The organism is Flavobacterium chungnamense (genome assembly GCF_039539165.1).
GTDB classification, from domain to species: Bacteria; Bacteroidota; Bacteroidia; order Flavobacteriales; family Flavobacteriaceae; genus Flavobacterium; species Flavobacterium chungnamense.
The window spans coordinates 87,608-99,828 of sequence record NZ_BAABCS010000005.1 but is presented as its reverse complement, the minus strand read 5'-3'; the positions used below and the strand labels follow the sequence as shown (position 1 = coordinate 99,828).

Sequence of the window (12,221 nt, the reverse complement as noted above, 5' to 3'; positions counted from 1 at the left end):
TAAATAAAAAAAGTTTATTGAAACGAATTTCAATAAACTTCTCTCAATATCATATTTTATAGGTACTCAAAACATTTTTACCAACTATTTTTGACTATTAAACCATATTTTAAAAATAAAGAACACCTGCTATTTTATCTTATAAATCGATGAGGATTACCAACATACAAACCTTTTTGAGTAATATTTTGAATTACAACTGTTCCTCCTCCAAGTTGGGTATTAGAAATTATGGAAACATTATCAATAACAGTAGAATTGATTCCGAGAATACACAATTCTTCCACTTTTATAAATCCGGCTAAAGCTACTCTTGGCGACAGAAAACAATGTTCTCCAACAATAGTATCATGAGCAACAGTACAAGATATGTTAAGAATAGTATTTTGTTTTATAACTGCATGTGCATCAATACTACAGAAAGGATAAATTACACATCCTTTTTCTACAGTAGCAGTAACATCAACCCACGAAGTAGAATGAATTATTTTTCCGAATGGAATAATTTCTGAAAAACGTTCAAATAATTGTTTTCTTATTACTAGGTGTTTATAACCAATACCTAGTATCAGTTCATCAAAAGATTGTTTTGCAAACTCTTTTTCAATAGCATCAACATTGCCAAGAATAGGAAAACCACTAGTATGTGTTTCATTTGAAAAATCATCAAAAAAAACTACCTTTTCATAATGATTATCAGACAATGCATAATGTGCAATTTGCTGTCCTAAATGACCTGAACCAATTATAGCTAATGTTTTTTTCATTAAAGATTAGTTTTATCTTTTATTGAATAAAGTGGTCGTCGTTTAACCTCTTTATATATTCGTCCTATGTATAAAGATATGATTCCCATAAAAAATAATTGCAATCCGAAAACAATAATGATTGAAGCAATAATTGAAGGCCAACCTGCTTGAAAATCTATAAAGAATAATTTCAACACCACCAATATAAATATACCTAACAAACCTAATACAACAAGTGACATTCCAAATTTGACGGTTATTTTTAAAGGAAGTTCTGAAAAGTCAAAAATAGCATCAAATGCCAATTGCATTTTACGTTTAAAATTAAACTTGGAAGTTCCAGCAAATCGTTCACGCTGTCCAATTTCTATTGTTGTCCAATGCTTAGATATGTCAATAAATATTCCTTCAATAAAACGATTGGTTTCATTGTACTTTAGAAATTCATCAGCAAAATCTCTATTAAACATTCGCATTACAGCAATCCCTTTTGGAATATTTAATCCAGTAAATTTATTTAATGTACCCCAAAATATTTTAGAAAATAATCTATTAATGAAAGAATCTTTTTTTTCTTTTCTTATTCCCCAAACTAAATCATATCCTTTTTCGATTTCTTCTAAAAATCTAGGAATTTCGATTGGTGGATCTTGTAAATCTGGATCCATATACAACAAGTAATCTCCTGTAGCATGAGCAATAGCAGCAGAAACAGCAGATGCTTTTCCGTGATTATATGAAAAAACAACTAGTTTTATTCTATCATCTAATTGTGCTTGTTCTTTTATGATTTCTACAGTCTTATCTTTACTCCCATCATCTACAAAGACATATTCATAAGTAATTGGCAAACTGTCCAAAACAATTTTAGTCTCTTTTAAAAACTGAAGAATAACTTCTTCTTCATAATAAACTGGTACAACTAAAGACAGTTTCTTCATTTAGATATAGTTTGTTATTTCTGCTAAATTAGAAATTTTATTTTTCAAATTGGGATAAAAATCATCCCTATCGATGATTAAAACGTTAAATCCTAATTTTTCTGCAGGTTCTAAATCGAGTTTTATAGAATCTCCAATATACAGTACTTCGTTTGCTTTAAAAGGAATTCTATCTAATGATTTTTGATAAAAATCTAAATTTGGCTTAGCAACTCCAAGTTCTTCTGAAACAAAAACATCTTGGAAAACAGGTCCAAAAAAGGAATGTAATTTATCTTTTAATGTAGTATTAAAATTAGAAATCACACCAAGTGGAAGATTTAACTCTGATAAAATTTGGGTATCCTCAAATGCTTCCCATGGTAAATAAGTACAGTTTTTAAAAATAGAATTTACTAATGTTTCTTGAGGAACTATCCCAAGCAAGTACAATAATTCTGAATTAAATTTTTTGTAAAAATCCTCATCTGTCCTATCTGGGAAATGAATTACTTCAGATAATAATTTATGCTTGGCTTTAATATCTGCTAACGAAATTTCATGATCAAAATCTTCAATTGTTTTTTGAATATTGTTATACAATGATGGTTTTCCTAATAAAGTGCCAGCAACATCAAAGAAAATATATTTAATCATATTTAATAAATAATATGTGAAACACTATTGTTGTTTAACTTGTCAAAATCGTTAGAATTTGGATAAACAACATCCATCAAAATTCTTGTTGCAATTCCTTCAATTGGTTTTGGCTCATCAGGAATTTCGTTTAATAAATATTCTTGAATGGCATATTTAACATCTTGGAAACCCAAATTGTGGCGAATAGAATTGGTCCCAGAAATTCTACAATTAATTTCAAATGGAACTATTGAGCCTTCATCTGTAACAATACTTTGAATATTAAAACTTCCAACCAAACCACCAAGAGCAATCATCTTGTCTGCAATGATTTTCATCTCATCATCAAATTGAAAAACTACTTTTGATTCGGTTGTTGTTCCATTTGTTAAAGAACGCTCCATTGTAAACAATCCATGAAGATTTCCTTGTTTGTTTACATAAACTGCAGTTGTAATTTCGATTCCTTTAGACAAAGGTTGAATCATATATCCTTGTGGTAATTGATTTGGTTTTTCAGGATTTAATAAAATACCTCTCGATCCTCTTCCCTCTCTTGGCTTAGCAATAATTTCTTTTTCAGAAAAATCATATTCTGAAGCTATCCAAGATTTGGCAAAAGGAATACCATTGGAAGACAAATACTTGTAAGTTTCATATTTATCCAAATAAATTTTGGCAGTTTTTGCTTCACTTGCAACAACAACTGTATTTAGTTTTTCAGCATTTTCTGAAAGATAATAAACTTCATAATCAGTAGATGGTATAACTAAATCAACTTTTTCAGTTTGGATTATATCTTGAAGCTTTGGAATATAACTTTCATCGTAAGAATAAGGAACTTGGCAGGACACATCACATAAATGATTCCCTGGTGTGAAACTTGCAATATCAGTACCAATTAATCGAATAGGTAAGTTTAAAGAACGAATATTTCTCAAGATACCTTGTCCAACATTTCCTCCTATTCCTGTTACTAAAACTGTTCTTTTTTCCATTGAATATATTTGATAATAGCTTCTTTAAAATTGGTTTGTGGTTGCCATCTTATTAACTCACAAGTTTTTTGATTGTTATAATGAAATGATGAAGCAGTATCTTCGTTAACAAACTCAATTGTAGCTGAAGTATATTCTGCAATAATTTTAGCTAAATCAATATTAGAATATTCCTCTTTACTTACTCCCAAAAGTACTTTATTTTTTACAGAGTCAAAATTTTGAATCGCTAAAATAATATATTGACAAGCATCTTCAACATAAATATAATTTTGCTGTCGTTGTCCTTTACCCCAAACTGTAATGACTTGATTGCCTATAGCTTGTTGAATATAGTTGGGAATAATAGTATTTTCTTTCATTCCGATACCATAAAGAGAAGAAAGTCTTATTATTGTTGCATTAGACGTTTCTAAAACTATTTGTTCTGCAAGATATTTAGAAGTTGCGTATTGAGATTGAGGATTAATTGGAGACTCTTCATTAATTAAATCTGTTTTTAAATCATATACAGAACAAGTAGAAATATAAACAATTTTGGTGGAAGAAAACTTTTTAATTAATTGTTCTGTAAGTGAAACATTAACTTCAAAAAGTTGCTCTTTATCAACACTAATTTGACCAGATGAAACAGCTGCATGGCAAAGAACAAGAAAATCTGGCTGAATAGAAATAGCATTTAAATCTGTAGATGAAAACACTTGAACTCCGTTCCAAAGTTCTGTTTTTCTTCCAATTCCAAAAACTATAAAATCGTCTTTCAACAAACTAAATAAATGACTTGCTAAAAACCCTTTTATACCTGATATTAGAATTATTTTTTTCAAATTTATGAAATAATTATATTGATAATTTGGTATTAAAAGAATCTTATTAATGAAATTCTATTCGTATTGTTTGTCGTAATACTTTTGATATTCGCCTGAAGTAACATTTTTCAACCAAGTTTCATTAGCTAAATACCAATCGATAGTTCGTTCTAATCCTTGTTCGAAAGTTACAGATGGTTTCCAACCCAATTCCTTATTAATTTTGGAAGCATCAATTGCATAGCGCAAATCGTGTCCTGGTCTATCTTTCACATAAGTAATCAATTGTTCCGAAGTTCCTTCAGCTCGACCTAATTTGGAATCCATTTGAACACATAATAGTTTCACTAAATCGATATTTTGCCATTCGTTAAAACCACCTATGTTATAAGTCTCGTGATTTTTTCCTTCGTGAAATACTAAATCAATAGCAACAGCATGGTCTTCTACAAACAACCAATCACGAGTATATTTGCCATCTCCATAAACAGGAAGTGGTTTGTTATTGATAATATTATTTATAAAAAGTGGAATCAATTTCTCTGGAAAATGATAAGGTCCGTAATTATTGGAACAATTTGTAATTACATATGGCAATCCATAAGTTTCTCCATAAGCTCTTACAAAGTGGTCTGAGCTTGCTTTAGAAGCAGAATAAGGAGAATTTGGATCGTAGCTTGTTGTTTCAGTAAATAAACCCTCAGCACCTAGCGAACCATAAACCTCATCGGTAGAAATATGATAGAATCGTTTACCATCAAAGTTATCTTTCCAAATGGTTTTAGCAGCATTTAAAAGGTTCATTGTTCCGATAACATTTGTTTTTACAAAACTCAACGGATCTGTAATAGAACGATCAACATGTGACTCAGCTGCCAAATGCAACACACCATCAAATTGATGCTCTGCGAACAAAGCATTTATAAAATCAGCATCTACTATATCACCTTTTACAAAAGTGTAATTGGGAGCGTTTTCTATATCAGCAATATTTTCAAGATTTCCTGCATAAGTCAAGGCATCTAGATTATAAATGTGATAATTAGGATATTTATTTACGAATCGTCTTACAACATGCGAACCAATAAATCCTGCACCTCCTGTGATTACAATTTTTTTCATATTTATACTGAATATATTTAAGTATTATAATTTACCATCAATTGAACATTTCAAAACTCCTTTTACATCATAAACAACAGAGTTTGGGTTTTTAAATTGTTCTAAATCTATAGTTAAAAATTCATTGTGAGCAACACCTAAAACTATGGTATCATATTTATCAGTAGGTAACGTTTTGGTTGTTATTAATCCATATTCGTGCTTAACTTCAGTTGGATTAGCCCATGGATCGTATATTGATACTGTTATTCCATAATCTTGCAATGATTTGATGACATCTACTATTTTAGTATTTCTCACATCAGGGCAATTTTCTTTAAAAGTAACTCCCAACATCAATAATTTAGAGTGATTTACAGGAATTCGTTTTTTAATCATCAACTTAACAATTCTAGAAGCAACATATTCTCCCATACTATCATTAAGACGCCTTCCTGCCAAAATTATTTCCGGATGATACCCTGCTTCTTGTGCTTTTTGAGCTAAATAATAAGGATCAACACCTATACAATGTCCACCAACTAGTCCTGGTTTGAAATTTAAGAAATTCCACTTTGTACCAGCAGCTTTAAGCACGGCTTGAGTATCAATATCAAGAATATTAAAAATTTTAGCCAACTCATTTACAAAAGCAATGTTGATGTCTCTTTGAGAATTCTCGATTACCTTTGCCGCTTCTGCAACTTTTATTGAAGGAGCTAAATGTGTTCCTGCAGTAATAACAGATTTGTATATTTCATTTACTTTTAATCCTGTTTCTGGAGTTGAACCAGCGGTAATTTTCAAAATCTTATCAACGGTATGTTCTTTATCTCCTGGATTAATTCGTTCTGGAGAATATCCTGCAAAGAAATCTACATTAAACTTTAATCCGCTAACACGCTCTAATACTGGAACACATTCTTCTTCTGTAAGTCCAGGATAAACAGTAGATTCATAAATAACAATATCGCCTTGTTTAAGAACTTTACCAACAGTTTCGCTTGATTTATATAAAGGTGTTAAATCTGGTCGATTGTTTTTATCAACTGGAGTTGGAACGGTAATTATATAGTAATTACAATCTTTAATATCTTCTAATTGAGTAGTGCAAAATAAGCCAACTTTACTCGATGGTTTTTCAACAAGTACAGATTGTAATAATTCTTTCTCAACCTCAAGCGTAAAATCATTACCTTTATTAAGCTCTGAAATCCTATTTTGATTGATGTCAAATCCTACTACTGGATATTTGGTTGCAAACAATCTAGCCAGCGGCAATCCAACATATCCTAAACCTATTATACCTATTTTTATATCCATCTAAAAGTGGTTTAAACAATTAAAATTTACGAACCAATTTCTTGGTAAATAAAACCTATCTCTTTAATTTTTTGTGCATCTAATAAATTTCTACCATCAAAAACAAAAGCTGGTTTTTGCATGCTATCATATATTTTTTGCCAATCATAATTTTTAAATTCATCCCATTCTGTTAGAACAGCAATAGCATGAGAATTGGCACAAGCTTCATAAACATCATTGTAAGAAGTTACAAGTTTCTTATTTTGATCATCCGAACGAGTTTCAAGATAATTCAAATCAGAGATTACTTGCTTGTAGTCAACTTTAGGATCATAAACAGCAATTTTTGCTTGCTCATTAATCAAATCGTCTGCAACATAAATAGCAGCTGATTCACGAGTATCATTTGTATCTTTCTTAAATGCCCATCCTAAAAATGCAATTTTTTTATCAGCGATAGTGTTGTATAAAGTACTTACAATATTTTTAGAAAATCTTCTTTTTTGGTGATCGTTCATGATAATAACTTGTTCCCAATAATCGGCAACTTCATTCAATCCGAAAGATTTAGAAATATAAACTAAATTCAAAATATCTTTTTGAAAACAAGAACCTCCAAATCCTACAGAGGCTTTCAAGAATTTTGGCCCAATTCTACTATCCATTCCAATAGCTTTTGCAACTTCATTTACATTAGCACCTGTTTTTTCACAAAGTTCAGACATTGCATTTATTGAAGAAACACGTTGTGCTAAAAAAGCATTAGCTGTTAATTTAGATAACTCTGATGACCAAACATTAGTAGTTAAAATTCTTTCTCTTGGAACCCAATTAGCGTAAACATCTACTAAAGATTGAATAGCTCTTTGACCTTCTTGAGAGGTATCTCCACCAATTAAAACTCGGTCTGGACTTAACAAATCCTCAACTGCAGTACCTTCTGCTAAAAATTCAGGATTGGATAAAATTTGAAATTGCACTCCATTACCCGTATTATCTAAAATACTTTTAATAGCCTCTGCAGTTCTTACTGGTAAAGTTGATTTTTCAACTACAATTTTATCGTTTTTAGATACTCTTGCAATTTGTCTTGCGCAAAGTTCTATATACTTTAAATCGGCTGCCATACCTTTGCCAGAACCATAAGTTTTAGTTGGTGTATTTACCGAGATAAATATAATTTGGGCTTCATCTATTGCTTTATCAACTTCTGTTGAGAAGAAAAGATTTTTACCTCTAGAATGTGCAACTATTTGACCAAGACCTGGTTCATAAACCGGAATATTGTCTACATTTTCATCATTCCATCTCGCAATACGCTCTTCATTTAAATCAACTACAGTGACTTTGATATGTGGGCATTTTTGTGCTATAACTGCCATTGTTGGTCCACCAACATAACCTGCTCCGATGCAGCAAATATTTGTTATTTTCATTCTATTTTATTTTAAATTTTCCCAATACCATTTCACTGCTTCTTGCAATCCCAATGAAAAGGAATATTTTGGATTATAATTTAGTAATCGTTTCGCTTTTTCTATACTAGCCAAAGAGTGTGGTATATCTCCTACTCTATTAACACCATAAACAATTGATACTTCTGCTATTGAAGCATCATGTTTAGATAAATTTTCTTTCAACAAATTAACCATCTCGTTAAGAGTCACTCTATCACCAAACGCAGTATTGTAAACTGTATTTAGTGCTTCATTATTTTGAGTTGTCATTGCCAATTCATTCATTTGAATCACATTGTCTATATAAGTGAAATCTCTTGAATAGGTTCCATCACCATTAATCACCGGACTCTCGTGACGCATAAATTGCATAACAAATTTTGGAATAACTGCAGCATAAGCTCCATTTGGATCTTGACGTCTTCCAAAGACATTAAAATATCTCAATCCAATTGTTTCTAATCCATACGTTTTACTAAACACATCAGCATACAATTCATTCACATATTTAGTAATTGCATATGGTGATAGCGGTTTTCCAATTACTTCTTCAACCTTAGGCAAAGCCTCTGAATCTCCATATGTAGAAGAACTTGCTGCATAAACAAATCTCTTAACTTGATTATCACGAGAAGCTACTAGCATATTTAAAAAACCCGTAACATTAACTTCATTACTAGTGATTGGATTTTGTATTGATCTAGGTACAGAACCCAAAGCCGCTTGATGAAGAACAAAGTCTTTCTCTTTAGTGGCTTTTAAACAAGTTTCTAAATCTCGAATATCACCTTCAATTAAATCAAACTTTTCATGAGATAGTAAATGCTCAATATTATGTCTATGTCCTGTTGCGAAATTATCCAAACAAGTTACATAGTATCCTTTTTTTATAAAATAATCACACAAATTAGATCCTATAAAACCTGCACCTCCAGTAATTAATATTTTTTGAATAGTATTACTCATTATTTATTTTTTCTTTTGAAAAATACTTTTATACCATTTTAATAAAACATTTTCTGATGGTTCTTCTTCGTGATATCCGTTAGAATAAGCACCATAACCATAGCCATAACCATATCCGTATCCAGCACCATATTTAGCTTTATTCTCAAATCCATTTAAAACAATACTAACATTGTGCAATTCATCTCTTTTAACTCTATTATTTAACAAGTTAACCATTTCTTTTTTAGTGAAATTTTGACGCATTACATATAGAGTAACATCAACATAACTTGACAATTCTACTGCATCAGTTACTAACCCAACTGGTGGCGTATCGAGAATTACATAATCGTATTTTTGTTTTAATTCCTCCATTAACTCGCTCATTGTTTCACCCATGATAAGTTCGGATGGATTTGGTGGAATTGGTCCAGATGTTATAACATCTAAATAGGGTATTTTTGTACTTTGAGTAATCTCTTCTAATGTTGATTGACCAATTAAATAATTAACTGCGCCTGTATTATTTTTTAGATTAAAATCATCAAAAATCTTAGGTTTTCTCAAATCTAATCCTACAATAACTGTTTTCTTCTCACTCAAGGCAAATACCGTTGCAATATTGATTGAACAAAAAGTTTTACCCTCACCACTAACTGAAGATGTTAGCATTAATACTTTACTTCCGGAGATCTTTTGCTTTTTATACAAAAATTGTAGCGAGGATCGGATTGCCCTAAAGGATTCTGATAATGCAGATTTCGGTTTTTCAAAAACTGCTAAATTGGTATCAGAGTGTTTCATACCTACAACTCCAATAAGCGGTATGTTTGTTAATGAACTAATATCATCTGTATTTTGAATAGCATTGTTTATAAAAAATATTAAAAACACTATTAAAAGCGGAATTATTAATCCTGAGAATATTGCAATAATATAATTTACTCCTGTTCTTGGCCCAATTAAACCTCCACCTATATCCTTTGCTGGATCAATAAATTGCACATCTGATAAGTTGGCTGCTTTAACAATTTGCGCTTCATTTCGTTTTTGTAGAAATGCATCAATAACGCTATTGCTAAGATTGAATTTCCTCATTATCTTTAGATAATTTTGGCTGTCCTCTGGTAATTGTCTAATGTTACTTTCGGCTTGACTCATCTTGGTTCTTACTTGAGAAGATTCAAATTGGATTGCTGCTCTTGCAGCATTAATATTTTCTAATAAAACCTTCTTTACAGCAGAAATTTCATTATCAATATTATCAAACATTAATTCACTTTTTACAGAATAAGCCATCTCAGATCTTCTTACTGAAAGTGATATTAAATCAGATACATTCTTAAGAATATTTGGATCCTCAATTCCAGCTACTGATGGTGCTGGCAACTTGGAATAATCACTACTATTTCTTAAATAACTACTTAAAGTATTGTAGTAATTAATTTTTCTATCAACTCCATCTTTGATTATATCAAGCTCTGTTATCTGGCTTTGATAAGTCTCTCCTCTTCTTTCTATTTCTACAATATTCTTGTCTCTACTAAAATCTTTTAACTCATTATTAGAATCTCTTAAATCACCTTCCATAAGAGTCAAAGTCGTGTCAATATATTTTATAGTATTTTCTGCAAATAAATTTTTACTTTCAAGTTGTTTCTTCATCAACATCCTAACGGTTGCATTTAGATAATCAACAATTCTAGCCTTATTTGTTCCCTGCATTGACAACTTCAAAATTGAACCAGCTTTTTCGTCAACAGCGACTTTCAAATTTTTGTAATTAGAAACAACATCATCAAAATTATTCATTTTGACAATATACTTTTCATTGGTGTATTTACCTGGATTATCCTTAATTTCTAAAACCCAATTTAAAAAAGGAAGATTAACCCTTTGTCCTACTTTATAGTTTTTAATAAAATCTCCACTAGCAACAGATTGAACATCTTTGGCATTAGTGTTGTAATTAATTACAGAAGCAGAATTTGATTTAAAATTAACTTTTATCTGATACTCGAATGGAGAAACAAAAACAATGTGAATTGGCAAACCAAGTAATTGATTTTTAGATTTATCAATTTTCACATAGAAAGGCGTTGAACCATAAACATCTTTTGTATAATATTTTTGCTCTTGTTGATAGTCAATAAAAAAATCTAATTTATCTACAACTAATTCATTGTGAGATCTAGATTTTAATGTAGTTGCAATAGTTTGTACTTGATCTGAAGTTCCTCCCCAATTGAAAACTAAACTTGTATTTGAAGTAAATAACGGATTTTCTTGTTCTTTTACAGCTATTGTGGTTTCGAGTGAATAAATTTTTTGCTTTCTTATATTTATTTGATAAGCAATAGTCAATGCCACTGCCAATCCAAGTATGAACCATTTCCAATAACTACCAGTTTTTATTAAAAATCCTTTGAAGTCAAAGCTATTTTGGTTTTCAAAAAAAGAAAAATCTTTTATATCTAACATTATTGGTAATTTTAGTTATTTAAGTAATAAAAAAGTGGTTGTTGCCAACGACAGGATAGTAATAATAGTACCTAAAGATTCTATACCTGTTTTACCTGTTCCCCAAGTTTTTTGTTTCAATGGTTTTATATAAATATAATCATTAGGCTGAAGATAATACACATTAGACTTCATTGCATTAGCATCCGTCAAATCAATTCTAAAAGTTTCAGCTCCTTGAGGAAATTGTCTAATAACAATTACATCTTTTCTATCACCAGTAACTGTTATATCACCAGAATTTGCAATAGCTTCAAGAATATTAACTTTATCTTGATACAATACTTTAGAACCCGGACTTACTACTTCACCGTTTACAGTATATCTAAATCCAGCTAATTTTACATTTACAAAAAGTTGTGCATTTGCTTTGAAATATTCGTCTAACAAACGTTCTTCTATCTTCTTTCTGACCTCTTCTGCAGTAAAACCTAAAACATTTACTTCTCCCAATACCGGAATTCTAATATTACCATGGTCGTCGATAGTGTAACCATTAAAGAACAATGATTCGATAGTTGGAGACAATTGAGCTTTGCTTGTATTATTAAACATTTCAACAAGTCTTTCATCAAGTGCTTTTATAGTAACGTTTAATATATCATTTGTTTGAAGTCTATAGGGCTTTATGTTAGTAGCAACAATATTAGATGAATCTGTATTTCCTTTATTCTGTAAATAAATCAAATCTTTTGTAGGTACACATGAGGTAAATACAATTCCAATAAAAAATAATATATAGAGTATTCTGTAGTTCATTATCAAAAATAATTTA

General features: G+C 30.4%; 11 protein-coding genes. All 11 read right to left on the bottom strand.

The annotated features are described in order from the left end of the window. Window positions 1–134: 134 nt before the first annotated feature. Genes ABD771_RS04045 through ABD771_RS03995 form a run of 11 tightly spaced genes read right to left on the bottom strand, consistent with a single transcriptional unit; the run spans window position 135 to window position 12,205 of the window. The gene (locus ABD771_RS04045) at window positions 135–767 is read right to left on the bottom strand and encodes an acetyltransferase (RefSeq protein WP_345090949.1); all 633 of its coding nucleotides are present in this window, start codon (window positions 765–767) and stop codon (window positions 135–137) included. Continuing rightward, entirely contained in the window at window positions 767–1,690 is a 924-nt protein-coding gene (locus ABD771_RS04040) for a glycosyltransferase family 2 protein (RefSeq protein ID WP_345090947.1), read from the bottom strand. The genes ABD771_RS04045 and ABD771_RS04040 overlap by 1 nt, the downstream gene beginning before the upstream one ends. After that, window positions 1,691–2,326, bottom strand: coding sequence for an HAD family hydrolase (locus ABD771_RS04035; protein WP_345090945.1), 636 nt, complete (start codon window positions 2,324–2,326; stop codon window positions 1,691–1,693). It lies immediately after the preceding gene. A gap of 2 nt (window positions 2,327–2,328) precedes the next feature. Then, entirely contained in the window at window positions 2,329–3,306 is a 978-nt protein-coding gene (locus ABD771_RS04030; RefSeq protein WP_345090943.1) for an ATP-grasp domain-containing protein, read from the bottom strand. Continuing rightward, on the bottom strand, window positions 3,285–4,133 hold the full coding sequence (locus ABD771_RS04025; RefSeq protein ID WP_345090941.1) for an NAD-dependent epimerase/dehydratase family protein: 849 nt from the start codon (window positions 4,131–4,133) through the stop codon (window positions 3,285–3,287). Before ABD771_RS04025 ends, ABD771_RS04030 begins: the two co-directional genes overlap by 22 nt. Window positions 4,134–4,190: 57 nt before the next feature. Beyond that, the gene (rfbB, locus tag ABD771_RS04020) at window positions 4,191–5,237 is read right to left on the bottom strand and encodes a dTDP-glucose 4,6-dehydratase (RefSeq protein ID WP_345090939.1); all 1,047 of its coding nucleotides are present in this window, start codon (window positions 5,235–5,237) and stop codon (window positions 4,191–4,193) included. Between the two features lie 24 nt (window positions 5,238–5,261). Beyond that, complete coding sequence (locus ABD771_RS04015) at window positions 5,262–6,539, bottom strand: nucleotide sugar dehydrogenase (RefSeq protein ID WP_345090937.1); 1,278 nt, start codon at window positions 6,537–6,539, stop codon at window positions 5,262–5,264. A 26-nt stretch (window positions 6,540–6,565) separates the two neighbouring features. Then, complete coding sequence (locus tag ABD771_RS04010; RefSeq protein ID WP_345090935.1) at window positions 6,566–7,957, bottom strand: UDP-glucose 6-dehydrogenase; 1,392 nt, start codon at window positions 7,955–7,957, stop codon at window positions 6,566–6,568. Between the two features lie 6 nt (window positions 7,958–7,963). Further along, entirely contained in the window at window positions 7,964–8,944 is a 981-nt protein-coding gene (locus ABD771_RS04005; RefSeq protein ID WP_345090933.1) for an SDR family oxidoreductase, read from the bottom strand. A 3-nt stretch (window positions 8,945–8,947) separates the two neighbouring features. Beyond that, window positions 8,948–11,407: a polysaccharide biosynthesis tyrosine autokinase gene (locus ABD771_RS04000; RefSeq protein ID WP_345090931.1), complete on the bottom strand. Its 2,460-nt coding sequence runs from the start codon at window positions 11,405–11,407 to the stop codon at window positions 8,948–8,950. A gap of 15 nt (window positions 11,408–11,422) precedes the next feature. Beyond that, the gene (locus ABD771_RS03995; protein WP_345090929.1) at window positions 11,423–12,205 is read right to left on the bottom strand and encodes a polysaccharide biosynthesis/export family protein; all 783 of its coding nucleotides are present in this window, start codon (window positions 12,203–12,205) and stop codon (window positions 11,423–11,425) included. Window positions 12,206–12,221 lie beyond the last annotated feature (16 nt).

Excerpts from the sequence above, each read along its gene's own strand:
- ABD771_RS04045 (WP_345090949.1), bottom strand. The coding sequence starts at position 767 with ATGAAAAAAACATTAGCTATAATTGGTTCAGGTCATTTAGGACAGCAA.
- ABD771_RS04040 (WP_345090947.1), bottom strand. The coding sequence starts at position 1,690 with ATGAAGAAACTGTCTTTAGTTGTACCAGTTTATTATGAAGAAGAAGTT.
- ABD771_RS04035 (WP_345090945.1), bottom strand. The coding sequence starts at position 2,326 with ATGATTAAATATATTTTCTTTGATGTTGCTGGCACTTTATTAGGAAAA.
- ABD771_RS04030 (WP_345090943.1), bottom strand. The coding sequence starts at position 3,306 with ATGGAAAAAAGAACAGTTTTAGTAACAGGAATAGGAGGAAATGTTGGA.
- rfbB (WP_345090939.1), bottom strand. The coding sequence starts at position 5,237 with ATGAAAAAAATTGTAATCACAGGAGGTGCAGGATTTATTGGTTCGCAT.
- ABD771_RS04015 (WP_345090937.1), bottom strand. The coding sequence starts at position 6,539 with ATGGATATAAAAATAGGTATAATAGGTTTAGGATATGTTGGATTGCCG.
- ABD771_RS04010 (WP_345090935.1), bottom strand. The coding sequence starts at position 7,957 with ATGAAAATAACAAATATTTGCTGCATCGGAGCAGGTTATGTTGGTGGA.
- ABD771_RS04005 (WP_345090933.1), bottom strand. The coding sequence starts at position 8,944 with ATGAGTAATACTATTCAAAAAATATTAATTACTGGAGGTGCAGGTTTT.
- ABD771_RS04000 (WP_345090931.1), bottom strand. The coding sequence starts at position 11,407 with ATGTTAGATATAAAAGATTTTTCTTTTTTTGAAAACCAAAATAGCTTT.
- ABD771_RS03995 (WP_345090929.1), bottom strand. The coding sequence starts at position 12,205 with ATGAACTACAGAATACTCTATATATTATTTTTTATTGGAATTGTATTT.